The sequence below is a fragment of the Methylophaga sp. genome (assembly GCF_965655755.1).
Classification (GTDB): Bacteria; Pseudomonadota; Gammaproteobacteria; order Nitrosococcales; family Methylophagaceae; genus Methylophaga.
In genome coordinates this window covers 1-26,917 of the sequence record NZ_CBFHHW010000026.1, presented here as the reverse complement: position 1 = coordinate 26,917, position 26,917 = coordinate 1, and the positions used below count along the sequence as shown (strand labels likewise).

30 protein-coding genes, 1 rRNA gene and 1 pseudogene are annotated in these 26,917 nt (G+C 45.6%); 6 read left to right on the top strand and 26 right to left on the bottom strand.

Going from position 1 to position 26,917, the window contains the following annotated elements; all coding sequences use genetic code 11:
* The 3 genes and pseudogenes from ACTF5U_RS09385 to ACTF5U_RS09375 form a co-directional block, all read left to right on the top strand.
* A pseudogene (locus ACTF5U_RS09385) lies at positions 1–266 on the top strand (hypothetical protein); the annotation flags it as partial.
* On the top strand, positions 266–937 hold the full coding sequence (locus tag ACTF5U_RS09380) for a lytic transglycosylase domain-containing protein (RefSeq protein ID WP_438971364.1): 672 nt from the start codon (positions 266–268) through the stop codon (positions 935–937). The pseudogene ACTF5U_RS09385 and the gene ACTF5U_RS09380, both read left to right, overlap by 1 nt.
* A complete protein-coding gene (locus tag ACTF5U_RS09375; protein WP_438971363.1) occupies positions 927–1,205 on the top strand; it encodes a hypothetical protein in 279 nt (92 codons plus the stop codon). The genes ACTF5U_RS09380 and ACTF5U_RS09375 overlap by 11 nt, the downstream gene beginning before the upstream one ends.
* On the opposite strand, the gene ACTF5U_RS09370 is transcribed toward ACTF5U_RS09375, so the two are convergent.
* On the bottom strand, positions 1,194–1,721 hold the full coding sequence (locus ACTF5U_RS09370; protein ID WP_438971362.1) for a retropepsin-like aspartic protease family protein: 528 nt from the start codon (positions 1,719–1,721) through the stop codon (positions 1,194–1,196). The two genes, ACTF5U_RS09375 and ACTF5U_RS09370, sit on opposite strands and share 12 nt — an antisense overlap.
* Positions 1,722–1,836: 115 nt before the next feature.
* Here ACTF5U_RS09370 and ACTF5U_RS09365 point away from each other — a divergent pair, with 115 nt between their 5' ends.
* Positions 1,837–2,616 (top strand): SDR family oxidoreductase, encoded by a 780-nt coding sequence (locus tag ACTF5U_RS09365; RefSeq protein ID WP_438971383.1) that lies wholly within the window; start codon positions 1,837–1,839, stop codon positions 2,614–2,616.
* An 80-nt stretch (positions 2,617–2,696) separates the two neighbouring features.
* Complete coding sequence (locus ACTF5U_RS09360; RefSeq protein ID WP_438971361.1) at positions 2,697–3,161, top strand: YchJ family protein; 465 nt, start codon at positions 2,697–2,699, stop codon at positions 3,159–3,161.
* Here the strand turns inward: ACTF5U_RS09360 and ACTF5U_RS09355 are convergent, their stop codons facing one another.
* The 15 genes from ACTF5U_RS09355 to glyA all read right to left on the bottom strand — a co-directional run bounded on the left by ACTF5U_RS09355 (position 3,162) and on the right by glyA (position 16,632).
* A complete protein-coding gene (locus ACTF5U_RS09355; protein WP_438971360.1) occupies positions 3,162–4,877 on the bottom strand; it encodes a GNAT family N-acyltransferase in 1,716 nt (571 codons plus the stop codon). It lies immediately after the preceding gene.
* 86 nt (positions 4,878–4,963) lie between these two features.
* The gene (locus tag ACTF5U_RS09350; RefSeq protein WP_438971359.1) at positions 4,964–5,476 is read right to left on the bottom strand and encodes a YqhA family protein; all 513 of its coding nucleotides are present in this window, start codon (positions 5,474–5,476) and stop codon (positions 4,964–4,966) included.
* Between the two features lie 18 nt (positions 5,477–5,494).
* On the bottom strand, positions 5,495–5,875 hold the full coding sequence (panD, locus tag ACTF5U_RS09345; protein ID WP_438971358.1) for an aspartate 1-decarboxylase: 381 nt from the start codon (positions 5,873–5,875) through the stop codon (positions 5,495–5,497).
* Positions 5,876–5,926: 51 nt separating this feature from the next.
* On the bottom strand, positions 5,927–6,781 hold the full coding sequence (panC, locus tag ACTF5U_RS09340; protein WP_438971357.1) for a pantoate--beta-alanine ligase: 855 nt from the start codon (positions 6,779–6,781) through the stop codon (positions 5,927–5,929).
* A complete protein-coding gene (panB, locus tag ACTF5U_RS09335; protein WP_438971356.1) occupies positions 6,781–7,575 on the bottom strand; it encodes a 3-methyl-2-oxobutanoate hydroxymethyltransferase in 795 nt (264 codons plus the stop codon). Before panB ends, panC begins: the two co-directional genes overlap by 1 nt.
* Positions 7,576–7,577: 2 nt before the next feature.
* Positions 7,578–8,237 carry a deoxynucleoside kinase gene (locus ACTF5U_RS09330; RefSeq protein ID WP_438971355.1) on the bottom strand — a complete coding sequence of 220 codons (660 nt, stop codon included), beginning with the start codon at positions 8,235–8,237 and terminating at the stop codon, positions 7,578–7,580.
* Positions 8,234–8,722 carry a 2-amino-4-hydroxy-6-hydroxymethyldihydropteridine diphosphokinase gene (gene folK / locus ACTF5U_RS09325; RefSeq protein ID WP_438971354.1) on the bottom strand — a complete coding sequence of 163 codons (489 nt, stop codon included), beginning with the start codon at positions 8,720–8,722 and terminating at the stop codon, positions 8,234–8,236. The genes ACTF5U_RS09330 and folK overlap by 4 nt, the downstream gene beginning before the upstream one ends.
* On the bottom strand, positions 8,722–10,092 hold the full coding sequence (gene pcnB, locus ACTF5U_RS09320) for a polynucleotide adenylyltransferase PcnB (RefSeq protein ID WP_438971353.1): 1,371 nt from the start codon (positions 10,090–10,092) through the stop codon (positions 8,722–8,724). The genes folK and pcnB overlap by 1 nt, the downstream gene beginning before the upstream one ends.
* A 133-nt stretch (positions 10,093–10,225) precedes the next feature.
* Positions 10,226–10,798, bottom strand: coding sequence for a ribonuclease HII (gene rnhB, locus ACTF5U_RS09315; RefSeq protein WP_438971352.1), 573 nt, complete (start codon positions 10,796–10,798; stop codon positions 10,226–10,228).
* Complete coding sequence (lpxB, locus tag ACTF5U_RS09310; RefSeq protein ID WP_438971351.1) at positions 10,791–11,939, bottom strand: lipid-A-disaccharide synthase; 1,149 nt, start codon at positions 11,937–11,939, stop codon at positions 10,791–10,793. Before lpxB ends, rnhB begins: the two co-directional genes overlap by 8 nt.
* Entirely contained in the window at positions 11,936–13,054 is a 1,119-nt protein-coding gene (ribBA, locus tag ACTF5U_RS09305) for a bifunctional 3,4-dihydroxy-2-butanone-4-phosphate synthase/GTP cyclohydrolase II (protein ID WP_438971382.1), read from the bottom strand. The genes lpxB and ribBA overlap by 4 nt, the downstream gene beginning before the upstream one ends.
* 1 nt (position 13,055) lies before the next feature.
* Complete coding sequence (locus ACTF5U_RS09300; RefSeq protein ID WP_438971350.1) at positions 13,056–13,694, bottom strand: riboflavin synthase; 639 nt, start codon at positions 13,692–13,694, stop codon at positions 13,056–13,058.
* A 3-nt stretch (positions 13,695–13,697) separates the two neighbouring features.
* Positions 13,698–14,804: a bifunctional diaminohydroxyphosphoribosylaminopyrimidine deaminase/5-amino-6-(5-phosphoribosylamino)uracil reductase RibD gene (gene ribD / locus ACTF5U_RS09295; protein ID WP_438971349.1), complete on the bottom strand. Its 1,107-nt coding sequence runs from the start codon at positions 14,802–14,804 to the stop codon at positions 13,698–13,700.
* A gap of 87 nt (positions 14,805–14,891) precedes the next feature.
* A complete protein-coding gene (gene nrdR / locus ACTF5U_RS09290) occupies positions 14,892–15,365 on the bottom strand; it encodes a transcriptional regulator NrdR (RefSeq protein ID WP_438971348.1) in 474 nt (157 codons plus the stop codon).
* Positions 15,366–15,378: 13 nt separating this feature from the next.
* A complete protein-coding gene (gene glyA / locus ACTF5U_RS09285) occupies positions 15,379–16,632 on the bottom strand; it encodes a serine hydroxymethyltransferase (RefSeq protein WP_438971347.1) in 1,254 nt (417 codons plus the stop codon).
* 109 nt (positions 16,633–16,741) lie between these two features.
* Between glyA and ACTF5U_RS09280 the strand changes: the two genes are divergently transcribed.
* Positions 16,742–17,605: an NAD(P)-dependent oxidoreductase gene (locus tag ACTF5U_RS09280; protein ID WP_438971346.1), complete on the top strand. Its 864-nt coding sequence runs from the start codon at positions 16,742–16,744 to the stop codon at positions 17,603–17,605.
* A gap of 36 nt (positions 17,606–17,641) precedes the next feature.
* Here ACTF5U_RS09280 and ACTF5U_RS09275 read toward each other — a convergent pair whose 3' ends face one another.
* The 10 genes from ACTF5U_RS09275 to rrf form a co-directional block, all read right to left on the bottom strand.
* Positions 17,642–18,937 carry an adenylosuccinate synthase gene (locus ACTF5U_RS09275; protein ID WP_438971345.1) on the bottom strand — a complete coding sequence of 432 codons (1,296 nt, stop codon included), beginning with the start codon at positions 18,935–18,937 and terminating at the stop codon, positions 17,642–17,644.
* Positions 18,930–20,120 (bottom strand): ATP phosphoribosyltransferase regulatory subunit, encoded by a 1,191-nt coding sequence (locus ACTF5U_RS09270; protein WP_438971344.1) that lies wholly within the window; start codon positions 20,118–20,120, stop codon positions 18,930–18,932. Before ACTF5U_RS09270 ends, ACTF5U_RS09275 begins: the two co-directional genes overlap by 8 nt.
* Before the next feature lie 6 nt (positions 20,121–20,126).
* Positions 20,127–20,324: a DUF2065 domain-containing protein gene (locus tag ACTF5U_RS09265; protein WP_438971343.1), complete on the bottom strand. Its 198-nt coding sequence runs from the start codon at positions 20,322–20,324 to the stop codon at positions 20,127–20,129.
* Positions 20,321–21,193: a protease modulator HflC gene (gene hflC, locus ACTF5U_RS09260; protein WP_438971342.1), complete on the bottom strand. Its 873-nt coding sequence runs from the start codon at positions 21,191–21,193 to the stop codon at positions 20,321–20,323. Before hflC ends, ACTF5U_RS09265 begins: the two co-directional genes overlap by 4 nt.
* Before the next feature lies 1 nt (position 21,194).
* Entirely contained in the window at positions 21,195–22,385 is a 1,191-nt protein-coding gene (hflK, locus tag ACTF5U_RS09255) for an FtsH protease activity modulator HflK (RefSeq protein WP_438971341.1), read from the bottom strand.
* A 91-nt stretch (positions 22,386–22,476) separates the two neighbouring features.
* Entirely contained in the window at positions 22,477–23,619 is a 1,143-nt protein-coding gene (gene hflX, locus ACTF5U_RS09250) for a ribosome rescue GTPase HflX (protein WP_438971340.1), read from the bottom strand.
* 11 nt (positions 23,620–23,630) lie between these two features.
* Complete coding sequence (gene hfq, locus ACTF5U_RS09245; RefSeq protein WP_438971339.1) at positions 23,631–23,855, bottom strand: RNA chaperone Hfq; 225 nt, start codon at positions 23,853–23,855, stop codon at positions 23,631–23,633.
* Positions 23,856–23,929: 74 nt separating this feature from the next.
* Positions 23,930–24,850, bottom strand: coding sequence for a tRNA (adenosine(37)-N6)-dimethylallyltransferase MiaA (gene miaA, locus ACTF5U_RS09240; protein WP_438971381.1), 921 nt, complete (start codon positions 24,848–24,850; stop codon positions 23,930–23,932).
* Positions 24,851–24,892: 42 nt separating this feature from the next.
* Positions 24,893–26,152, bottom strand: coding sequence for a transcription termination factor Rho (gene rho, locus ACTF5U_RS09235; RefSeq protein WP_438971338.1), 1,260 nt, complete (start codon positions 26,150–26,152; stop codon positions 24,893–24,895).
* Between the two features lie 602 nt (positions 26,153–26,754).
* Positions 26,755–26,869: ribosomal RNA gene (rrf, locus tag ACTF5U_RS09230) — 5S ribosomal RNA — on the bottom strand.
* Positions 26,870–26,917: the final 48 nt, after the last annotated feature.

Below are 26,917 nucleotides of genomic sequence, written 5' to 3'. Positions count from 1 at the left end.
TGATTCATCTACTAGGCGGTATGGGTGGGGTCGATGGCGTCGGGGTACATGTGCACATCATGTTATTGCTTGGCATATTCATGATGCTGATTTTTATGCATGTATTCTTCAACCCATTCAAAAAATTAAAGTGGGCGGTGGCCGAGCATGATTGGATTACAGGACGCAACAATCTGACACAGATTCGAAAGTTGATTTTGTTGAACCTCATCATTGGTCTTGTCACCATTATTATTGGTGCTTCCGGACGATATTGGGTTGGCTAATGCATAGGGCTTGTTTCATTTATTCATTGATAATGATGGCGGCCTCGACCAGTGTCAGTGCGGACAACGTCAAACGAATTCAAAAAGCAGATGGCAGTGTCGAATTCAGTAATGTAGCCGGCGCCGGCCAGCAAACCGTCATTTACAAATCACAAACGGGCGAAGGGTATGTCTTCTCCGATCAAAAACCCCACCACGGTTCCTTCGAAGTGCTCAAATTCAGTTGTTATGCCTGTAATCCAGACTCAACTATAAACTGGCACACTATTAGTCTGAATCAGGTTTCTTATGTATCCGAAGTACAACGCATAGCGGACAAATATAACGTTGACCCGGCTTTAGTTCGAGCTGTGATTCATGCCGAATCTGCGTTTAACTCAAAAGCGATGTCGAAGAAAGGGGCACAAGGTCTAATGCAATTAATGCCGGGGACAGCGAAAGATTTAGGCGTTATAAATGCCCTTAATCCCGGTGAAAATATTGAAGGTGGCGTGAAATATCTGGCTAAGTTACTGTCACTTTTTGACGGAGATATTAAACTCGCAACGGCAGCCTATAATGCCGGCCCCAATGCAGTGAAAAAGTACAACGGCATTCCGCCTTATTCAGAAACGAAAGTCTATGTGGAGCGCGTCGGTATTTTGCACCAACGCTATCAACGTGAAAGTTAAAACTACCAAGAAATTGCTCGCAGAGCATCAGGATCTGACCCATTCCACCATGCAGAAAGTTGCATCGCATGTACAACGTCAAGAGGGTGACTGGGTGCTCAACACAGTAATGATTGAAGGTCAGGAAGTCCCGTTTAAATACAAGCGTCGCCGCAAATACAAAACACTCAAAGGGGCTCACGTGGATTTAATCTATTACCCTGAGACCGAGACCATTGCTCGTATGGATTTTGAGTACATGAAAGTCGTTAAGATATCAGTATCCTGATTCTGGCACTTCGAGCGTTAACATGCCATCACGCTGGATAATATCCAGATGTTTCATAAAGCTCATTCCAAGCAACACCACCTCATCTGACATATGTGGATTAATACTGGCTCTGACATTTTGAAGGCTAATGCCACCCAGTTGTACTGAGTCCAGGGTGGTCTGGTAAACATGCACCACACCATTTGCGGTAGACACCATGCTTCTTCTCCCCTGTTTTAATCCGGCCGCTTTTGCTACGCCAGCGGGCACGCTAACGTGTGTGGCTCCGGTATCAAGTAAAAAGTTAACCGGATGGCCGTTAATCAGCCCGGGTGCCAAGTAATGGCCTGCCCTATTCCGCTCCAGTGTGACTTTCCCGGTGTCGAGATCAGTCGTTTGCAGAGCTTTGTTAGGATTATCGCGTTGTTGAATGAAACCATTGAAAAACAACGTCATTGAGCCCATCAACAACAACCAGAAAAGGACTGTAATAACCTTGCTTGAAAAAATATTGGGTAGTTCGGGTGCACTCATCAGTTTAATTTATTAGTAATTCAAATTAGGACAGTATAAAAGTCTCATAATTTCCGTAACTATTAATTGTACAAGTTACGTTAGAATAACGACCTGAAATAAAGGACGGTGATTTATTAATTCTATCAGTATTCTAGGTAGTGGCTGGCTCGGTAAGCCACTGGCAGCGCATTTTGTTCATCAAGGCTATGACATCAAACTGTCAACACGAAGCGCTGAGAAGCGGTCTCAGCTCCGTCAACAAGGTTTTTCCAGCTTTATTGTTGATGTAGATAACCCTGATGGAATTGATCCAACCTTTCTGGATGCGGATATTCTGATTATCAATATCACAAATAAAAATATCGATGGTTTTAAACGCCTGATAGAAGAAGTCAAAAAAGGTCCTGTCAAACAGGTGTTGTTCGTCAGTTCCAGTTCTGTCTACCAAAACCTTAACCGTGAAGTCACCGAAGATGAGGGCGCAGAAAATCCTGATAGTCCTCTTTATCAGATTGAGTCTTTATTCAGACAGGAAAAATATTTTGACACCACTATAGTTCGTTTCAGTGGCCTGGTTGGTCCGAACCGTCACCCCGGACGTTTTTTCAGGAATGGCAAGCAAATCAAACAGGCAGATGCCCCAATCAATCTAATTCATTTTGATGATTGTATTGGCATCATTAACGCTATCGTTCAGCAGTCTGCATGGAATGCCGTATTCAACGGATGCAGCGATACACATCCGCTTAAACGCGACTTTTATCCGCATGTTGCAACATTAGTGAATCAGGACTCACCGACGTTTGCTGATGCCGATATGCTGAGTTACAAAATCGTCAGCAACGCAAAAGTAAAGCATGAACTGGGCTATCACTTTAAGTACCCAGATTTAATGTTAGTTCAGGACTATTGAGATGACTTGGTGACTTAGAAATCATTGATATATTTCCGTAAAATAACTTCCTTCATCTTGTTTACCAATCAGTGCCCTTTATGAGTGAAATTGCTTCGTCATGCCCGTGTTTAAGCGGCAAGTTATATCAAAACTGTTGTGAACCGCTTCATAAGGCTGAATATAGTGCAGAACGAGCCGATCAGCTTATGCGTTCACGTTACAGTGCATTTTGTCTTGGTCTTACAGGATATTTGGTAGAAACATTACACCCGTCCAAGAGAAGGCCGGACGAAATTAACTTACTGCGAGAAACTATTTCGCAAACAACATGGTTAGGCTTAATCATTCTGGATCACAAACAAGCCAATGATCTCGCTGAGGTAGAATTCGTCGCTTTCTATGAGGACCAACCTTTCAGCCAGCTTCATGAACGTTCTCGCTTTACCCGTGAAGCTGGACGCTGGTTTTACCATGATGGTGTATTCATGCCTGATATAAAATTAGGCCGTAATGATCCATGTTTTTGTGGCAGCGGCGAAAAGCTCAAACGCTGCCACGGCTAATTATTTTCCCAGATACCGCTTACGTTTACCGGCTTTTAACTTTTCCAGGTCGACCATCACCAGGCCATCGATACAATGCCCAAAGTCGGCATCAATATTAAAATCCATAAACCGCACACCGCCGGGTTCACACAAATCAGCATATTGTTTATAAAGCGTGGGCACAGTGACATTCATATGGGTCAGTTGATCACGCATTGCTGTAAAGTCAGCCTGTTGATCTGTTCGAATTAAGGTCTCATCAACACGATCCTGATTCGCTGTTTCAGGACTGTAGGGAACACGCGCAGTAGCTAATTGTTCTGCGTCAGAAAAATAATGCTGGTAGAAACTGACGATTAACGCTTTCGCAAAGTCAGGATAACTGTTGCTCAGGCTGACAGGTCCGAACAGATATCGGATCTCAGGATAATGTCTCAGGTAAGCACCAATCCCGTACCAAAGATAATCCAGACTCCGTCTACCCCAATATTTCGGGCTGACAAAACTTCGCCCGAGTTCAATGCCCTGTTCGAAATACGGTTGCATCTTATCTGTCGCGTACTCAAATAATTCTTCACTGTAAATGCCACGACTGTCATTCTGTTGCTTGATTCGCTTAACCTCACCAATACGATAAGCACCTGCTATTTCCAGTTCTTGTTCATCCCACAAAATTAAATGCCGGTAATCACGATCGTATTTATCAATATCTCGTCGTTTACCTGTTCCTTCACCCACCTGGCGGAAAGTAAACTCTCGTAGACGACCTATTTCATACATCACAGCCGAATCAGGCTGGTAGTTAAATAAATAAATTTTTTTATTATCTGCCGTTTCTCCTAACAATTCTGCATGTTTTAACTCACGTCTTATAAGGCGTGGTTCCAAAGGATGAGAAATGGTCTGTTCTGTTTTAAAAAGCGGTTTCTTACCTTTTGCCATCCGATAAAGATGTCGACGCAGCAGTTTCGCTTTTTCTGCTTTTACAATGGGTAATTGAGCAATTTGCTGATATGCGATCGGCTCACCTACTCGCATGCTGATATTTTTAGAGTTTTTATTAAACATCTCATGTGCCAGCATCATGCCCGATAATGGTTTATAAACTATGGATGCGCTGTAAAACAATGAGGAATTTCGTGCTTCGATGAAGATAGGCAGGATTGGTGATTGCGTCTTTTTTGCAAAATTCAAAAAGCCACTATTCCATTTGCCGTCACGAATACCGCTTGGTCGGATTCGTGACACCTCTCCGGCAGGAAAAACAATGACGGCCTCTTCATTATTCAAGCTGTCTATGATCCTGGAAACACTGCTTTTACGGGTCGACTTGGATAGATTATCAACGGGTAAAAATAACGATTCGACCGCTGCAAAGTTCATTAGCATATCGTTGGCGACAATTTTTACGTCACGACGAACTTCTCCAATTAACTTCAACAACGACAGGCCATCCAATGCACCCAGCGGATGGTTAGCTACTATCAGTAGACGTCCTGTCGCAGGAATATTATTTCTGTCTCGATGACTGATGCTGTAACTGAAATCGAAATGGTCCAACACCTGTTCGATAAAATCAAACCCTCTCAGGTCCTGATGGGTCGATAAAAATAGGTTTACTTCCTGTTCATGAGTGATTTTTCGGAGAAAGCCCAGTGTCGATTTCCGAATCCAGGGGCGGGTATGTTCAAACTGAGGAAATTTTTGATGAACCGCCTGTTCAATGTTGAGCATCTTGTTTCTCTTGCTGACCTATTTGCGGCAAGCATAGAGTGGGTATGTTACAAGCTGATAACAGTTAGATGACGTTTGTGTGACGTTTAATGGCTGTCTGCGTGCGAGAAGTAAAGCGCCAAAGCAATAATACCAATACCACCGGCGAGAGCCAGAAGATCCATTGGTTGGTGAAAATCCATGCTGATAGCATGCTCAAAGAAATTTACAATCAGGATCATCAAAACGACGCGACCAAGACGTGCTTTGAGATCATCCAGACTATTAATGGCTAATACCTTGGAATGGGCACTGTCTTCAGCTTCATCTATCTTACTAATAAACAACTCGTAAAGACCAAGCGAAAAGATCAGTAAAACAGTGGCAAGCAGATAACCATCAATCACTTCAACAACGTGCGTAACGGTTCCAGCTCGAAAGTCTTCACGGGCCTCGCCAACCAGATCGGGAGACATATACTCGCCCAAGTGTGTCATCAGGAAGAAAACATCAACCGATGCCATGTAAAACATAGCCAGCGCTGTAAGTAAGCTGGCAATAACAGCCACAATCACTATAAAGCGACTATTCCACAGCGCTTTTTCGAATAACCTCTCCATAAACCTACTCAGTGAGTATCAAGCAGCCTGAACAGGGATTGAATGGCGCATATGGGTGATATCATTGTTTTCATCCAGATACACCAAGGTCGGTTTGTGCTTTTGTACTTCTTCGGCATCCATGCTGACATAGGCACAGATGATCAGACGATCACCCGGTGAGGCCTTATGCGCCGCAGCACCATTGACAGAAATGACGTTAGAACCATCTTCAGCACGGATAGCATAGGTGGTAAAACGTTCACCATTAGCGACGTTATAAATCTGGATTTGCTCGTATTCATGAATACCTGCTGCTTCCAGTAATTTACCATCTATCGCGCATGAGCCCTCGTATTCCAGTTCGGAATGGGTCACGCATGCTCGATGTAATTTTGCTTTTAATAGGGTCAGTTGCATAGCCGACGAAATCTTGTGAGTTAGCCCAATATTATCGCTTTTTAACCAAAATCAGGCAAGGTTACAGGCAATGTTGTCTATCAGACGCACTTTGCCCAGTCTCGCCGCCACTAAAACACGCAAGGCAGCATCTTGCTCTGGTTGAAACAGCTCAAGATCTTCTGCTCTGCGAACTTCCAGATACTCAGGCTCAAAGCCCGCCTGTTTAAGTTGAGTCTGCGCACCAGATATCACTGCGTCAAGATCTTCTGAGCCTTTTTCCAAAGCTGTTTTTACATCTAACAATTGCTGATGCAGTAAAGACGCCTTTGAAGCTTGTTTTTCCGTTAATAAATTATTTCGTGAACTTAATGCTAAACCGCTTTCATCCCGGCGTGTGGGCGCACCTATAATATCGACTGGCAGGTTCAAATCCTGCACAAGTTTTTTTATCAACATCAACTGTTGGTAGTCTTTTTCACCGAACACGGCGATATCCGGTTGAACCATGTTAAAAAACTTTGCGACCACGGTGGCAACACCATCGAAATGACCTGGCCGGCCTAAACCGCAGAGTTTATTATCCATACCCGGTACATGTATTAGAGTCTGTTTATTCATACCGGCTGGATACATCAGCGATTCAGTAGGTGTAAAAACCAGATCACAGTTCAGTTCGCTGAGCAGATTAATATCTTCATTTAATGTGCGCGGATAGGCGCTCAGATCGTTCTTATCGTTGAACTGTAGTGGATTAACAAAAATACTGACCACAATACGATCCGCCAGCTCATGGGCTTTTTTTACCAATGATAAGTGGCCATCATGGAGGTTCCCCATCGTCGGAACAAATGCAATAACTTCATCTTGTTGACGCCAGTTTTTAACCCTTGTACGAAGGGCGACAAGGTTATCAACAACCTGCATTAAAACTGTTGCTCCGGCCCGGGAAACGCACCTGACTTAACGTCCTGAACATATTTTGCAATGGCCGCCTGAATGGCGCCTGTATCAGCTAGAAAATCATGTGTGAAGCGTGGTCGTTTGCCCGGTGTTAATCCAATCATGTCGTATAGCACCAGTACCTGCCCATCACAGTCTTTACCGGCACCGATACCAATAACTGGAATCGTTAATTCTTGGGTCACTCTGGCCGCCAGTTCTGCTGGTACACACTCCAGCACCAGCATGTCGGCACCGGCTTGCTGCAGTTGAACTGCATCAGCCAATAGCTCTTCTGCTGCCTCTGACTCTCGTCCCTGAACAATGTAACCGCCCAGTCGATGTACAGATTGTGGAAGCAAACCTAGATGGGCACACACAGGAATACCACGCGCAGAGAGTTGCTCCACGGTGTCTGCGATGATGGCACCGCCTTCAAGCTTAATCATTTGTGCCCCACCCTCAGCCATCAGGCGGGCTGCATTGGCAATTGCCTGATCGGAGTTGGCATAGCTCATAAAAGGCATATCAGCGACGATAAACGCTTTTTCGCTACCTCGAACCACATTAGCGGTGTGGTAGATCATGTTATCAACGGTCACCGGAACGGTACTTTCCTGTCCTTGGACAACCATACCAAGAGAATCACCGACCAGGATCACATCAATTCCCGCTTGCTCCAGTGCATGACTGAAGCTCGCATCATACGCAGTGAGCACAGCGATCTTTTCCTGTGCTACTGTCATTTTGCGCAACGTTGTCAGACTCATACGGCTCATGATTACTTCTTCTCTTTAACCGGTAGGGGGTTGTAATAATGTCTTCCACTTTGAATGTTACAGATCTGCTCTAACAGCTTCAGGTAATCCTGTTCGCTGTTGACCAGATCAATCTGCTCAGCATTCACTATCAATAACGGCGATGTATCATAATAATGGAAAAAATCAGCGTAGGTATCAGCCAAACGTTTGAGATAGCCTTCTTCAACGTGTTGCTCGTAAGCTATACCGCGCTGTGAAATGCGTGACTTAAGTACCGGTAATGAAGCCTGCAGATAAATAACCAAATCAGGTTTACGATGATGCAGGGTGAGATTGTCATACACCATGTTATACAAGGCCAACTCATCATCATCGAGCGAAATCTGTGCAAACAATTTGTCTTTTTCTACCATAAAGTCAGCAATGTGCAGATCACTGAATAAATCATCCTGATTCAGGGTTTTACTTAATTTCACACGCTGCATTAGAAAGCTAAGTTGGGTCGGTAATGCCGATTGTTTTGGGAACAGATAAAACTTTTCAAGAAAAGGATTCTGCTCTGGTTGTTCCAATAAGACTGTACCGGAAAAGCTCTCTGCCAGTCGTTTCACCAAGTGGGTTTTACCCACTCCGATTGGACCTTCAACGACAATATAGCGATGTTCAAGCGTTGGATTCATGACGCGTTAATTTCCACTTTTTCTAATCCATTCCGTGGACAATTTAGTTGTATTTGTTCAAGTGGTCCCAGCCCCGGAACCACCAGCTCAGGTGAAATTTCAGCCAGCGGATAAACGACAAAAGCTCTGTCTGAGATTCCGGGATGCGGTACAGTCAGACGTTCATCATCAATGACCTTATCAGCAAACAACAAAATGTCTAAATCCAGCGTTCGCTCACCCCAATGACGTTTCCGAATGCGGCCATGTTGCTTTTCAATTGATTGCAAAGCATCAAGCAAACGATGCGCCGATAGCTTGGTGTCGACACAGACGACAGCATTCACATAATCGGGTTGATCCTGCGGCCCCATTGGCGGACTGGAATACAGTGATGACGACTGAACAAGCGTCGTTTCGTCAATTAACGCCATATCCGCAATTGCCGTTTTTATCTGTGCTTGGGGATTATCCAGGTTACTTCCCAAACCAATATAAACATGCATTATTCCTGGTCCTGCATTTTTTTTGCAGCGGGTCGCCTACGACGTCTTTTGCGTCGCGGTTTCTGTCCTTGCGGTGTGCCCCCTAACTCCTGCACCATCGTTTGCTGGTCGGTTGCCGAGACTTCCTGAAATTTGGTCCACCAATCAACGAGTTCTGATAAGGGTTCGCCGGCATCGCTTCGTAAGGCTAAAAAGTCATAAGCAGCCCGAAATTTGGGGTGTAATAACGATTTGAATGCGCGTTTGCCCTGTCGTTTGGTCAGGCGTGGTTGCAAAGTCCAGATATCGCGTGTGACAAGACTGTAACGCTTCGGAATCGAAACCCGTTGAATTTGATCGGTGATAACTTCCGAGGCCGCGCGCTGCATAGATGGAATTTCTGGCATACCATTATCCATTAGCAACTGCATCCGCTGTCTGACCGGTTCCCACAATATTGCTGCAAACAAAAACGCCGGTGTCACTGGCTTCTTGGCAGCAATGCGCGCATCGGTATTTTCCAATGCCTTCATCAGCAAAGTTCGTGGATAATTATCTTCTTCTTGATGTAGCAACGCAGCAGTCTGCGGATACATATAGTCAAACAAGCTGTAGTGACAAAGCAATTCATGCGTTACTGCAGCATTACCGCTTAAATACAACTTCAGCGTTTCATCAAATAAGCGAGCCGGCGGAATATCCTTAAGCAGTTCGCCCCAGTCAAAAATGCCTTCTTCAGTGGCTTTATCAATTCGTAACCCCAGTTTGGCAACAAACCTAAGGGCACGTAGCATCCGAACCGGATCCTCACGGAAACGGGTTTCAACATCACCAATCAGACGAATCAGACCCGTATTAAGATCAGCGATACCGCCAGTGTAATCAATGATGGAGAAGTCACGGATATTGTAATAAAGTGCATTGACCGTAAAGTCACGGCGCCAAGCGTCCTGTGCCAACGTCCCATACACATTATCCTGAACAATACGCCCTTGCGCATCAACATCCCCATGGGCCTCAGGCGGTGCTCTGAAGGTGGCCACTTCAATAACCTCACGTCCGAAACGGACGTGAACCAGTTTGAAACGGCGTCCAATCAGGCGACTGCGTCTGAATAGCTTATGAACCTGTTCGGGTAAGGCATTGGTGGCAACATCAAAGTCTTTTGGCTCATGGCCTAACAATAAATCGCGGACACAACCGCCGACAAGATAGGCATCAAAACCCGCATCCTTGAGGGTATACAAAACGTTCAGTGCATTTTGGCTGATTTGCTTACGCGAGATAGCATGCTCAGGCCGCGGCACAATGATGGGTTCAACAGGTATCTGAACAGCATCACTGTTTTTACCTTTGACCAGCTTATTAATCAGTTTATTAAGAGACAGCATAAGCAATGAATAATACCATGAGTGAGACCACTAGCGGCGCGAAAGCATGATATCGAATTTGATAACGTCAATTAAAAATTTCGAAAACAATCTTCTCTGAATCAGCATTCACACTCGTTTTTATTTATATACATCAGAGCAATGTGAGTTGCACCGGACTGAAAGAAAGGCGATGAATCTGGGTCGGTCCCAACGCGACTAATGCCTCTTGATGTTGTTTGGTTGGGTAGCCTTTATGTTTGGCGAAGCCATAGCCCGGATATAAAATATCCATCTCCTGCATTTCGTTATCCCGAGCGACTTTCGCTAGAATCGACGCAGCGGCAATCGCAGGTTCAGATTGATCGCCTTTGATAATGGTCGTCACCTTACAATTCAAATCGGGCGCATGAATACCATCCACCAGCGCATGATCAGGCGAGATCGCTAATGCTTCAACAGCTCTTTTCATCGCTAAAAGACTGGCTTGTAGAATATTAATCTCATCGATTTCATGTGGTTCTGCTCTGCCTATTGCCCAGGCTAATGCATGTTGTTTGATTAAAGGCACCAGAAGCTCGCGGCGTTTTTCTGTGAGTGTTTTTGAATCTGCTAACCCTTCAATAGGATTATTCGGATCCAGAATAACAGCAGCCGTGACCACGGGTCCTGCCAAAGGACCTCTTCCAACTTCATCCACTCCAGCAACTAAAATGCTATCAGTCATTCGTTTTATCAAGCATTCTGATTAAGACATCGGCCGCATTGCTTGCACCGCCTGATGGACCCAAGGCCTGAAGTACTTGCTCTCGGATTATTTCGGCACGTTTTTTTGCCTGTGGGTGAGTTAACAGTGTTGTCAGTTCGGTATCCAGATTCTCAACGGTAACGTCATCCTGTATCAACTCTGTAATCAGGTTTTGTTTGCAGACAATGTTACACAACCCCACATAAGGAATTTTTACCAATCGTTTGAGAATGCGATAACTCATCGGCGCGACACGATAAACAATCAAATGAGGTACACCCATCAAAGCAATTTCAAGTGTCACGGTACCAGAAGCCGCAACAACTGCATCACAAGCCTTGGTAACATCATAAAAATCAGCTTTAGCCACATGGACATGAAGTTTGGTTTGCTTCAAAAAAGGGGCTACATATGCTTCATCTAATCCTGGTGCCAATGGCAATATAACCTGAAGATCAACATGACGATGTTGAATTTTTTCAGCAGCTTCAAGCATCAACGGCAATAAGGCGTCAACCTCACTGCGACGACTCCCCGGAAACAAACCTAAGACTCTATGCGCCGGATTCAAATCCAGTTGTGATTTAGCTTTCTCGACAGATAACTCGGATTTAACCGCGTCGACAAGTGGATGGCCGACACAGGTAACGGGCACGCCTGCATCGTTATAGAGCGTTTCTTCAAAGGGAAACAAAACAGCCATTCGGTCAACATATCGCTTGATGACTTTCACTCTGCCCGGTCGCCATGCCCACACTTTGGGGCTGATGTAATACAGAACAGGTATGCCTAGCTTACGAGCTTGTTTGGCTAATTTGAGATTAAAACCGGGATAATCAACCAGCACCAATAAATCAGGCTTATCTTCTTGTAGTCTTGAAAGCAGTTGATTGAATATTGTCTTGATATGGCGATACCGTTTCAGGACTTCGACAAGCCCCATCACGGCAAGCTCCGAAAAGTCAGTGAAAATATGTGCACCGGCTTTTCGCATGGCATCACCACCGATACCGGAAACTTGGATATCAGGGCGTCTTTGTTTTAATGCGGCGATAACTCGTCCAGCATGCGCATCTCCCGATGCCTCGCCTGCAACGATAACTACGCGCTGTTCAGTCAAAGCTCATCGGCCTCAAGATAACCTGTCAATTCTAAACCGAACCCGGAGACCCCCGTCAACTTAGTCGGTGTACCGATAACCCGCATTTTTTTTACACCTAAATCAGACAAAATCTGGGCACCAACACCAAAGGTTCTCAGATCCCAGCCGCCCTTGTTTGGTAAAGGCGTTTCATCATTGTCTTCCTGCTGATAACGAGCGATTTTAGCAGCGAGCTGTTTATTTTGTTCAGGTTGACGAAGAACAACTAACACACCTTTACCTGCCTGTTGAATTTTCTTCATCACTTCTGGAATTTGCCAGTGACTGGGATCTCGGACAGATCCCAATAAATCTCCAAGCGGATCAGCCATATGAACACGGACCAACGTTTCCTGTTCCGGGTCTATGTCGCCGTAAACCAGAGCCAAATGCACCTGTTGGTTAACCGTGTCCTGGAAGCTGAACAGTTCAAATTCGCCGAAATCAGTTGGAAATTGACATTGCGACAGCTCTTTAACTGTCATTTCATTTTCAAGACGGTAACTGATGAGGTCGGCAATTGTGCCAATCTTGAGATCATGGGTTTGAGCGAACTGCTCTAAATCAGGTCTCCTTGCCATGCTGCCGTCATCATTAAGAATTTCGACAATGACACCAGCAGGAGAACAGCCCGCCAGATGGGCCAAATCACAACCTGCTTCCGTGTGTCCTGCGCGTGTGAGAACCCCCCCCGGCTGAGCCTTTAACGGAAAAACATGTCCAGGCTGGACTAAATCATCCGGTTTTGTCTCTTGATCAACAGCAACCTGAACGGTCAACGCTCTATCGGCAGCTGAAATCCCGGTAGTTACACCTCGAGCCGCTTCAATTGAAACCGTAAAGTTAGTGGCATAAGGTGTCTGATTATCACTGACCATTAACGGAAGGCGTAATTCACGGCAACGATCTTCTGTTAACGTTAAGCAGATTAAACCACGACCGAAGCGTGCCATAAAGTTGATCGCTTCAGGCGTAACCTTTTCCGCGGCCATGATAAGGTCACCTTCATTTTCACGATCTTCATCATCCATGATGATGACCATTTTACCTTGTTTAAGATCGTCAATAATTTCAGCGGTTGAATTTAACTGCATGTCAGAGTGTTCCGTAATCGGCAAAGTTTGCTCCGTCATTGTCTGCAAATTTTCCCGGCAGCAGACGTTCAAGGTAACGAGCAATCAGATCGACTTCAAGATTTACCTGCGTACCTACTTTGTATTCACTGATAATGGTTTCCTGCATAGTATGTGGAATAATGTTCACCTCAAACCAACCTTGCTCCACATTGTTTACCGTCAAGCTGACACCATCAATACAGACAGATCCTTTTTCCGCTATATAACGCTCAAGCGATGTCGGTACTTCAATACGGAAACACCAGGAACGAGCGGATGCGTCTATCTGCAGCACTTTGCCTAAACCATCGACATGACCACTCACCATATGACCACCGAGGCGATCGCCTACTGCCAGTGCTTTTTCCAGGTTCACTTCTGAGCCGGCGATTGCCAAACCCAGACTTGTTCTTTCCAGCGTTTCTTTTGAGACATCAAAACTGAGCGTAGTTTCATTCATTTCAACCACGGTCAGGCAAACTCCATTCACAGCAATGCTATCGCCGAGGGCCACATCCGTAACATCCAGCTTCTGTGTCGCTAACGCCAAGCGTAAATCACCATCACTAGGTTGCACTGATTCAACCTTACCAAGAGCTGCAATAATGCCCGTGAACATAAATTAAAATTCCTCGTTGTATTCGGGGATGGCGGTAATTCGCCAATCGTTACCCATTGCGCGTATATCTGTGATATTCAGAGAAATATTCTGCGCCATAGTTTCCATGCCCGGTAAATGGAATACGCCGCGTGACATATCCCCCATTATTTTGGGCGCCATATAAATCACCAGCTCATCGATCAAACGGGCTTTCAGTAATGCACCGTTCAAGACCGCACCGGCCTCGACCATCAACTCATTGATTTCTCGTTGTGCCAGAACAGCCATTAATGCCGACAAATCAATAATATCACCGTCTTCCGGAAGCACTACGCTCTCGACACCACGTGGTGCCTGTTTATCCCGAGCTGTCGCCAATAGAACGCGTTTTTGCTGAAGAATGCGAGCATCAGCAGGCATCCGCATATTACTATCAACAATAACCCTAAGCGGTTGTCTCACTCTCTGTCCATCCGGATACCAGGGCGATGTGTTCTGTTCAGGACGCACGTTCAATAAAGGATCATCGGCTAATACAGTGCCGATACCCGTCATAATGGCAGAGCTACGAGCACGCATTTTCTGTACATCAGCTCTCGCATGTGGACCTGTAATCCACTTACTCTCGCCAGACGCCATCGCAGTGCGTCCATCAAGACTCATGGCTAATTTACTACGTACATGCGGTTTTCCTATCCGCATGCGCTGACAAAAACCCGGGTTTAGCTTTTCTGATTGTGATGCCAGAATATCAGTAAAAACCTCTATCCCGGCATGCCTTAGCCGTGCAATGCCACTGCCGGAAACAACGGGGTTGGGATCTGTCATCGCAACGAAGACCCGTTTAACATTGGCATTTATCAAGGCATCAACACAGGGGGGAGTTCGGCCAAAATGACTGCAGGGTTCGAGAGTGACATAGCAGTCAGCACCTTCAGCTGCATGACCGGCGGCTTGCAAAGCATTAACCTCAGCATGACCTTCGCCGGCACGCATATGCCAGCCCTCGCCAATTATCTGGTCATTTTTGACAACAACACAGCCTACCCGTGGGTTCGGGTCTGTGGTGTAAAGGCCTCGTTCGGCCAATTGAATGGCTCGCGCCATAAATTGTTCAGGTGTCGGCATAGTGCTCTTTAGCTGAACCGCTTAGGATTGATAGTAGCTCAAACAGCGACCATTTTCCCACTGATATCCATTCATGAATCAATGGTCTTAGTCTTGTTTATCCTCGGGATTAACTTTTTTCATTCGTTCAATTTCTTCACGAAACGCATTCACATCTTGAAAACTGCGGTATACAGAAGCAAATCGGACATAAGCGACCTCATCCAGTTCTCTCAGCGCATCCATCACCCAATCGCCCACCAATCGGCTATCCACTTCACGTTCGCCTGTGGCCCAGAGACGTCGTGTAATAGTCTTAACTGCGGTATCCACATCATCTATGCTGACGGGCCTCTTTTCCAGGGCACGCATAAGGCCAGCTCGTAGTTTGTTCTCATCAAACAATTCACGCGAACGATCACGTTTGATTAAGCGAGGAAGGCTTAATTCAGCGGTTTCGTAGGTGGTAAAACGTTCATTGCATTCCACACACATTCTGCGTCGGCGGATGGCATCACCTTCCGCCGACAAACGTGAATCAACTACTTTAGAATCTTCCGCTCCACAAAAAGGACAGCGCATCAGTTATCCAGCTTTATGAATAAACAGGCAAACGGTCACAAACAGCCACTACTTTGCTCTTCACTTCGTTAATAACTTTCTCACCACCGCCTGCGTCGATGACATCACACATCCAGTTAGCCAGATCTCGACACTCTTGTTCTTTAAAACCACGTGTAGTGACAGCCGGTGTACCGACACGAATACCAGAAGTAACAAAAGGCGATTGCGGATCATTTGGCACGGCATTTTTGTTAACCGTAATATGTGCGGCACCCAACCAGGCATCGACTTCTTTACCAGTCAGACCAGCTTCAATAAAGCTGACCAGAAACAAGTGATCATCTGTCCCCTTAGACACAACATCGTAACCACGGGTCATGAAGACATCTGCCATCACTCTCGCGTTTTTGATAACTTGCTCTTGATAGGTTTTGAATTCAGGTAACATCGCCTCTTTAAATGCTACAGCTTTGGCTGCAATGACATGCATCAGAGGGCCACCCTGAAAACCTGGGAAAACAGCTGAGTTCAGTTTTTTCTCGATTTCAGGATTCGACTTCGCCATAATCAGACCACCACGTGGGCCACGCAATGTTTTATGTGTTGTTGTGGTGGTAACGTCTGCAATGTTGACTGGGTTTGGGTATAAGCCCGCAGCCACTAAACCAGCGATATGCGCCATATCGACCAGTAAGTACGCACCGACTGAATCAGCAATATCACGGAATTTTTGCCAATCGATGACGCGTGAATAAGCTGAAAAACCAGCAACAACTACTTTTGGTTGATGTTCTTGTGCTAATGCTGCCACTTCATCGTAGTCTATTTCACCGGTTTCGGTGTTGATTCCGTATGAAACAGAATTATAAATTTTACCTGAGGCACTGACTTTAGCACCATGAGTCAGATGGCCACCGTGAGCCAAACTCATACCGAGAATAGTCTCGCCTGGTTTTAACAGCGCTAGATAAACCGCTGCATTTGCCTGTGAGCCAGAATGCGGTTGAACATTGGCATAGTCGGCACCAAACAGTTCTTTGGCTCTCGCTATAGCAATGTCTTCTACTGTGTCGACATGCTCACAACCACCATAATAACGTTTGCCCGGATAACCTTCAGCATACTTATTCGTTAAAGATGAGCCCTGTGCTTCCATCACACGTGGGCTGGTGTAGTTTTCAGATGCAATCAGTTCGATATGATCTTCCTGACGCGTATCTTCTGCATTAATCGCATTGAACACTTCATCGTCAAATCCAGCGATGGTCATGTTTTTCTTGTACACAGTATTCCCCTGTCTCTACTGTAAAATGGGACATTATTCTATCTCACAATGCTGCCGTCATCTATGGCATAGTGACAGTTTTATCAGCATGGAGATGCAATCCTAGATCATGAAAATTGGATTAATCGGTACAGGCCTGATGGGGCAAGCGTTATCAACGCATTTACTGGCAGAAAGTCAGCCGCTCATTATCTATAACCGCAGCTCAGAAAAAAGTGACGCATTACGTGAACTGGGGGCTGAAGTCGCTACATCTGCGCAACAAGTTGTCGAAAAAAGCAATATTTGTCTGTTGTTTTTAAGTGATGCAGAAGCCATCCATACAGTGTTTGATTCAATTGCACCTGCATCATTCGACAGCACCCTGCTGATTCAGATGGGGACAATTGCACCGGAAGAATCACGTGAACTTGCTCAGCGTGTCAATGCTATGAAAGGACGTTATCTTGAGTGTCCGGTGTTAGGTAGTCTGCCTGAAGCGCGAAAGGGTAAATTGATCCTGATGGCCGGTGGTAGTGAGGCTGATTATCAGACCGCGCTCCCTTTGCTCGAACTCATTGGTAACGCACCTCAGCACATTGGTGATGTGGGCCAGGGTGCAACCGTAAAATTAGCGATGAATCAATTAATTGCAGGGCTGACAGCAAGCTTTGCCTTGAGTCTGGCATTAGTCGAAAAAGAAGGGATCAAAACCGAACAATTTATGGGAATTGTTCGTGACAGTGCTTTGTACGCACCAACTTTCGATAAGAAGTTAAACCGAATGCTGGATCGTGACTTTGCCAATCCCAATTTCCCGACCAAACACCTGGCGAAGGATACGCGATTGTTTCTTTCGGTGGCCAATGAACTGGGGTTAGATACCAGTGCTCTACAGGGTATCGACTCCCTCCTGGGAAAGACATTAGAGATGGGACTCGACAATACTGACTATTCAGCTTTAATGGCGGCTATCTCGCCAGACAAGAAATAAACAATTCATAAAAAAGCCCTCTTTCGAGGGCTTTTTTTATACTTCAAACAAGTCTCGTCTCACGATAGTTTCACACCGATCCGGTCCCGTTGAGATGATATCAATTGGCACCTCTGCCAGACTCTCTACTTTTTCGATATAGGCTCGAGCATTCGCTGGAAGTTGGTCATAGTCGGTCACACCAAGGGTTGATTCTTTCCAGCCCGGCATATCGATATAAACCGGCACACAGCCTTCAAACTCATCTGCACTTAGCGGCAGAATATCCACCGGCTCACCCTTGCGTTCGTAGGCAATACAAAGACGAATAGTGTCGAGACCGTCCAATACATCGAGTTTGGTCAGACATAACCCTGTAATGCTGTTAATCCAACTGGCGCGCTTTAATGCGACCATATCGAGCCAGCCACAACGACGATCACGGCCGGTAGTAGAGCCTTTTTCCATGCCTACTTCAGCAAGGTGTTTACCCACATCATCAAATAATTCAGACGGAAATGGACCGCCGCCGACACGCGTGGCATAGGCCTTGGTAATTCCCAAAACATAATCAATATGACATGGCCCGACACCAGCACCAGTAGCACTTCCGCCTGCTGTCGTATTGGAGGATGTCACATAAGGATATGTACCATGATCAATATCAAGTAAGGCGCCCTGAGCCCCCTCAAACATGACATTCTCACCCGCTTTGTAGTAAGCCTCTAACATAGCAGGTATATCGGCGATCAAAGGCAGCAAAATATCTCGCATTGCCAAGGTTTCTTCCAATACCTGTTCGTAGCTGACCGCATCGACTTCGTAATAATTAGTCAGTGCAAAGTTATGAAACTCCATCACTTCTTTCAGTTTTACGGCGAAGCTATCTGCGTCAAGCAAATCGCCTACCCGCAGACCACGTCGAGCGACTTTATCTTCATAAGCGGGCCCGATTCCACGCCCGGTTGTGCCGATCGCGTCTTTGCCACGACGCAACTCACGCGCCTGATCTAACGCGATATGGTACGGCAGGATCAAAGGGCAGGCGGCACTGATTTTAAGTCGTTGACGTACTGGAATACCATTGCCTTCCAGTTCCTTCATTTCTCTAAGTAATGCTTCCGGACACAACACCACACCATTACCAATCAGGCACTGTACATTTTCACGTAAAATACCGGATGGAATCAGGTGGAGAACCGTTTTTTTACCTTCGATTACTAGCGTGTGTCCAGCATTATGTCCACCTTGAAAACGGACGACAGCAGAGACATTATCAGTCAGCAGATCAACCAGTTTACCCTTACCTTCGTCGCCCCACTGGGAGCCAATTACAACGATATTTTTAGCCACGAGTTTGTGTTCCTGTTTCAGCCACTTGCCAGTGACCATTTTGTTTTACCAATGTATGTGTTGTTGAGATTTCAGATCCGGGCAGTTGATAGACGACTACCTTGCCTTTTTTTCTCAATGATTCGACCAGTTGCTGCAATTCGGCATCTTGCTGCCAGACAGCACCTATAACATCTTGTTGCACAGCTGAAGTCGGCAATAGTGTCGCTAGTTTTTTCAGATCCATACTGAAACCTGTTGCAGGCTGGGCATGGCCAAATTCTTCACCGATATCATCATATCGACCACCGGCAGCTATCGACTGTGCTGATCCAGGTTTGTAGGCAGCAAACACTACACCAGTGTGGTAGTTATAGCCACGAAGCTCTGCCAGATCAAAGTTTATAACAAGTGAGGGGAGTCGCTGCGACAGGGCTCCTGCTATCTGTTCCAGTGTATCCAGAGCTTTTTGCACGGAAGCCGGTGCTTTAATTAATTGCTGTCTTGCCGTTTGGAGGATACTGTTATCCCCATTAAGCTCAGCTAATGTCTGCAACATTTGCATGGCATCGTCGTCGAGTTCATAGCTTATTAGTAACGACTCAATTTCAGCCGCGGCTTTTCGCTGCATAGCAGAAAATAGTGCCTGTTCCTGCACCTCTGACAAACCGGCATAAGAGGCTAAACCACGATAAATACCTACGTGACCAATATCTAGAGCAATCTTAGACACTGCACCGGTAACATTGAGCAGGTCAACCATCAACTCAATGCTTTCCACATCACTTTCCGGACCTGCATGGCCGTATATCTCAGCGCCGAGCTGAATCGGATTACGTGAACCACCCTGACCTTCCGGCAGAGTGTGTAAAACACTCCCGATATAACACAATCGCAGGATATCGGATTGGTGACGAAGTTTATGAGCGGCGATACGTGCCACTTGTGGTGTCATGTCGGCGCGGATACCCAGCATTCTGCCCGACATCTGGTCAGTCAGTTTGAATGTTTGGATATCAAGAGTTTTAGCTGTCCCCGTTAACAGAGAGTCAAGGTATTCCACCAAAGGTGGAACGACCAGTTGGTAACCCCAACTACGCATTCTGTCGACAAGAGAACGATGTAAAATTTCCAGTTGTGCTGCCTCTTCAGGCATCAATTCATCGATCCCTTCAGGCAACAACCAACTTTCTTTGATAGTCATGTCGCGTTAATTAATCCAGTAAAGAAGTATCAGGCCTGCAAGCATGCTAAAAAAACCAATCAGACGAACATGTCTGTCTGACATAGCAGCCATTTGTAGCAAAGCACGTTTAAACACAGTCGGGTTGATAAAGGGCATGATGCCCTCTATAACCAACATTAAAGCTGTTGCAACCCATAGACCGTGTATTAATTCTGCATTCACTCTGCAGTCAGCGTGGAATCACTAAAGCTTTTGAAGAAGTCACCTGAAGGTTCGATTACCAACATATCATCACCCTGGAAGATATTCTGGTAGGCGCTCAAACGGCGGTAGAGGCCATAAAACTCTTCATTCATACCGTAAGCATCAGCATAGATTTCAGTCGCTTCGGCATCACCTTCACCACGTATGTTTTCAGCATCACGGCGTGCTTCTGCCAGAATCACTGCACGTTGACGATCGGCATCAGAACGAATTTCCTCTGCTTTTTCAGCACCCTGAGAACGCAGCTCCTTCGCTACACGTTCGCGTTCAGCTTCCATACGTGTGTAAACAGATGAACTCACTTCCTGCGGTAGGTCAATACGTTTGATACGTACATTTGAAATCGCAATACCGAAGCCTTCTGCAATTCGGTTGGCATCTTTGAGGATATCCTCAACCATAGTAACGCGGTCACCCGACACAACTTCTTGAATAGTGCGTCGACCAAACTCGGCACGTAAACCATCTTTGATGATCTGAGACAAACGCAATGCAGCACGGTCCTCATCCCCACCCATAGAGGTGAAGTAAGTTGCAACATCCGCAATACGCCACATAATGAATGAGTCAACAATGACGTTTTTCTTTTCACCTGTTAGGTAACGGGCAGGTTGTGCATCTAACGCCATCTCACGCGCTTCAAACTTACGCACTTCATTGACGAAGGGGATTTTGAGATGCAGGCCAGGTTCATAATCAGAACGTTCAATCTGACCCAGTCTCAACAATAAGGCTTTTTGACGTTCATCAACCACAAAGACCGATGATGTCAGAGTAATCAGTACTAAAGCGATAAGTACTAAAATCAGCGTCATACGTGAACTCATCTTAGCGACCTCCTCTGCTACGAACGTCATCACTTGACGCGCTGGATGATGAAGTTGAGCTATTATTGGACGGGTAATTCAGGCTATCCAAATCCAGTCGAGTGGGACTACTTGAGCGGTTTCCACTCAGGCGGTCCAAAGGCAGATACAAGACATTGCTACCACCGTTTTCAACATCAACCATAATCTTCTGACTTTTAGAATAGACAGACTCCATCGCATCCAGGTAGAGACGCTCCATGGTTATAGCAGGTGCTTTATTGTACTCGCGCACAACTTGCGTGAAACGACTTGCGTCACCCTCTGCGCGGGCAATAATCTGGCTTTTGTATGCTTCCGCTTCCTGGAGGATACGGAAAGCCCGACCACGCGCTTTAGGTAGAATATCGTTTGAGTAGGCTTCAGCCTGATTTTTCTGACGTACTTCGTCCTCACGGGCTTTTACTACGTCGGCAAATGCGGCCTGCACTTGCTCAGGCGGCTGAACATCCTGCATGTTAACACTTGTCACTAATAATCCAGCGTCATGGGCGTCTAACATTGATTGCAGTAATTGTTCAGTACTATTGGCAATAGCACTACGACCTTCTGTAAGAACAAAGTCCATATTGGAACGACCTACAGTTTCACGCACCGCACTCTCCATCATTTGACGCAGAATCAAGTCAGGGCTTCGCACATTGAATAAATATTTCCTAGCATCCTGAACACGGTATTGCACAGCTACTTTCAAGTCGATGATGTTTTCATCCTTGGTTAACATCAACGCTTCTGAATGGATAGTGCCACCATTTCGTGAACCGTTAGAACGGTAACCGATTTCGACATTACGAATCTCTTCGACGTTAACGACTTCAACTTCATCAATGGGGTAAGGCAAGTGCCAATGCGGACCAGGCATTGTAGTCGCTTCATATTGGCCAAAACGAAGAACAACACCACGCTCAGCCGGATCGACGATGTAAATACCGGACAGTAACCAGATGATGCCGATAATGGCAGCAACTAGGCCAAGTCCATATGAACCAGCATTGGAATTGTTATTGCCTCCACCTGAGTCACCTTTACCGCCGAACAGGCCGCCAAGTTTGCGCTGCATATTACGGACAACTTCGTCCAGATCAGGTGGGCCGTCATTACCGCGATTACCCCACGGGTCTTTATCACCCTTACCGGGTTCATTCCAAGCCATGTAGCTCTCCAAAATGAGAAAACAGAGAAATTTACTTTAAAAAGGGCTATTTTACGGAGATGGGCGGCATACGCAACCAAAACCGTGATCGTTAGTTCAGATAGTCAGCGTGCTCTTGTTCTGGAAAATATTCATGCAGAGCCTGGCGCAGGAGTTCTAAGCCTTCCCCCGTTTGTGCTGATAACCAAATACGATGTATCTGACCATCCGCATTTCGCTCTAACCGCGGCGACATGCCCTCAACTGTATCGATTTTGTTATAAATAATGAGTTGCGGTAAATCATGCGCTTCAATCTGCTTTAACACATCATTGACATGGTGTATCAAATCATCACGATCCGTTGCGGCACAATCGACCACATGCATAAGCAAAGCAGCATCCCGCGTTTCTTCCAGCGTAGAACTGAATGATTCAACCAAGTCATGGGGCAGATCACGAATAAAACCGACCGTGTCAGCCATGATGACCATTTCAGTATCATGTAGTTTGACACGACGCAGTGTCGGATCCAACGTTGCAAACAAACGATCATCGGCATAGACCTCTGCCGAGGTGACTTTGTTGAACAAAGTCGATTTACCCATATTGGTATAACCGACCAGTGAAACCACAGGAACACCACCACGTTGTCTTGAACGTCTACCCTGCTCGCGTTGAGAACGGACTTTGCCGAGTTTCTTTTTCAACGTTTTAATACGTTGGTTAAGTAAGCGTCGGTCTGTTTCCAACTGTGTCTCACCTGGTCCACGAAGACCTATACCGCCCTTTTGGCGTTCAAGGTGAGTCCAGCCACGAATAAGACGGGTGGATAAATGCTGTAATTGAGCCAACTCAACCTGAAGCTTACCCTCATGTGAGCGAGCACGACGGGCAAAGATATCGAGGATAAGACCAGTTCTTCCCAGAACACGACACTTGAGTTTTTGCTCGAGATTACGCTCCTGACTAGGGGATAGTTCATGATTGAAGATAACTAATGCAGCATGCGAGGCATGAACATATTCGGCCACTTCATCCACTTTACCGCTGCCGGCAAAAAACTTTGGATCAGGCCGATGGCGTTTCCCTTCAATTATTGCAGCAATATTGGCACCGGTAGAACCAACAAGCTCTTTGAACTCCATCTGAGATTCATCGTAGTCTGGATCATTAAAATTAAGGTGAACAAGTACAACTGCTTCTTTGTTCGATAAATCGTCAAAAGCGGCGTTACTATCAGGACGATCAAACAATCAATACGCTCCTATTCTTCTTGCGAGATATTAACATTACGTGAAGGAACGATAGTGGAAATAGCATGTTTATAAACCATTTGATTAACAGAGTTTTTCAACAGGATCACAAACTGATCGAATGAGTCGATCTGTCCTTGTAATTTAATGCCGTTCACCAGGTAAATAGCAACCGGAATATTTTCACGTCTTAATGCATTTAAAAATGGGTCTTGAAGAGTCTGCGCTTTGGCCATTACTCACTCCAATATTGTTATTATTTTTGAAAAAAAGCCTACTCGAATGCATTCTAAGATCCCAGCGAGAATCGTCAAGCATTATTCTTTAATTGTGGGACTTGCTCGACAACAAATTGGTTCACTGCTTCAACAGGTAATCCAAGTGAGCTATCAAACCAAACACCATCTTGCTGTGCACGTAACCAAGTCAGTTGTCGTTTTGCCATCTGTCGTGTCGCCACGATCGCTTTATATATAAACGTTTCTTCATCATAGTCTCCATCCAAATAAGACCAGGCTTGCCGATAGCCTACAGCACGAATGGCAGGTAAATCTGGGTGGCACTCGTCTCGCTGGTGAAGTTTCTTAACCTCATCAACAAAACCATCCTCAATCATCTTCTTATAGCGGTCAGCAATTCGTTGATGCAGTACTTTGCGCTCAAACGGCGCCACAATGATCTTAGTAACCGAGTAAGGTAACGACTCACCAGATTCAACAGTCAGTTCTGTTAAACTTTTGCCTGTAATCTCAAAGACTTCCAATGCCCGTTGCAAACGTTGAGGATCGTTTATATGTATGCGTTCTGCTGAATCCGGATCAATTCTTTCTAGTCTTGCATGCAAATAACTCAGACCGAATTCTCTTGCTTCCTGATCAAGTTTTTTTCTCACAGCAGGATCGGCCGATGGAAGATCGGACATTCCTTGTTGTAAGGCTTTGAAATAAAGCATTGTGCCCCCCACTAACAAAGGGACTTTGCCTCTGGCCGTAATGTCAGCCATCAATGCTAGCGCGTCATCACGAAACCGGCCGGCTGAATAAGCCTCTGACGGTTCTAGGATATCAACCAGATGGTGAGGGTATTTTGCGAGCACATCCAGAGCAGGCTTGGCTGTGCCGATATCCATACCTTTATATACCAGTGCCGAATCAACGCTAATAATTTCAAGAGGATATTTTTCAGCCAGAGCCAACGCCAGATCGGTTTTTCCTGCTGCCGTTGGCCCCATTAAAAAAATAGCTGGGGGCTTTGTCACTGCTTATTGCAATAATTAACTTTGTTTCATTGAGTCAAAGAATTCAAGATTCGTTTTAGTTGACTTCAATCGGTCCATCAGGAATTCCATTGATTCAACGGGTTCCATTGGTCCCAAGATCTTACGCAGGATCCACAATTTCTGAAGATCATCTTCATTGGTGAGTAATTCTTCACGACGAGTTCCCGAACGTGTGACATTAATCGCAGGATACATACGACGATCAGCCAGTTTACGTTCCAATAATACTTCCATGTTACCGGTACCTTTGAACTCTTCAAAGATAACTTCATCCATGCGTGAACCGGTTTCAATCAGTGCTGTAGCAATAATTGTCAGGCTGCCACCTTCTTCAATATTACGTGCCGCACCAAAGAAACGCTTTGGTCGTTGTAGTGCATTGGCATCAACACCACCAGTCAATACCTTACCTGATGATGGAGAGACGGTATTGTAAGCACGAGCCAGTCGGGTAATAGAGTCAAGCAAGATAACCACATCGTGTTTATGCTCAACCAAACGTTTGGCTTTTTCAATAACCATTTCAGCAACTTGAACGTGACGTGATGCCGGCTCGTCGAAGGTACTCGAAACAACTTCGCCAATAACTGAACGTTGCATCTCAGTCACTTCTTCCGGACGTTCATCAATCAATAACACTATCAAATCACTATCTGGATAGTTCGATGCAATAGATTGTGCAACCGATTGCAGAATCATGGTCTTACCCGATTTAGGTGGCGCTACAATCAGACCACGTTGGCCCTTACCGATGGGTGCAGCCAAATCAATAACACGAGCCGTTAAATCCTCTGTACTACCGTTGCCGCGCTCAAGATCAAAACGTTCGTTCGGAAATAACGGTGTAAGGTTCTCAAAAGGGACTTTGTTACGAGATTTATCGGGTTTTTCGTAGTTAATTTCTTCAACTTTCACCAAAGCAAAATAACGTTCGCTATCTTTAGGGGGGCGAATCTTACCTTTGATAGTGTCGCCGGTGCGAAGATGGAAGCGTCTAATTTGACTGGGTGAGACATAAACATCATCAGGACCGGCTACATATGAATCTTCTGGTGAACGAAGGAAACCAAATCCGTCCGGTAGTAACTCCAGTACCCCCGTTGTTACCACATCCTCACCCTGTTTAGAGTGGGCTTTTACAATAGCAAAGATTAATTCTTGTTTTCGATTTCTTGCGAGACCCTCAAGTTTCATGGAGAGGGCTAGATCCATTAATTCAGCAGCAGACTGCTTTTTTAATTCTGTCAGATTCATGTTGTACCTAGGATGGGATTTTTTATATAGAACTACCTTGAAGACACGCCAGTATGGGTATCAGTTTGTATGTCAGGGAGGGGTTTTGAAAAAAGCTGTCAGTAAGCATATCAGGTCGGAATGAGAGCGTCTAGTGTTTTACGTAAAAAGATTTTACGATCTGTTATTTTCCTATATTAAAGCTACCAAGTGCCTTAAAAAAACAGTTAAAAGCGCTATGTCTTTTGAGGCAAGTCCTATGCAAACCACCATACAGAAACAAGAAAGCCTGGCAGTTATATACAAGGATGTCATGATCGCTATCGCTTACCCTGCTATCGCGGCATTTGGTCATCCTGTCCATCCTATACCGATAACGCAGCAGCAGTTATCGGTGACCTACTTTATCAGCCACATCCCTGTGGCTGACCCTGCGGGCTCCCTGCGGTCGTGCAATATCGTTTATCTCCATGGATGGAGTGTATGCAGAAGCAATGCTGGGAGCATTGCCTGTCCAGACGATAATGTCACATGGGTTGTTGCCATGCTCAGGTAATGTCACCGCAAAACTATCAGATATAAAAAAAGCCCATCCGATTGGATGGGCTTCTTTTATATATAAAGCCTGGCAGTGACCTACTTTCACATGGGAACTCCCACACTATCATCGGCGCTAAGCTGTTTCACTTCTGAGTTCGGGATGGGATCAGGTGGGACCAACTCGCTATGGCCGCCAGGCATAACTGGTTGCTAGTTAAACTAGCTAATTCGGAAAATCGTAACAAG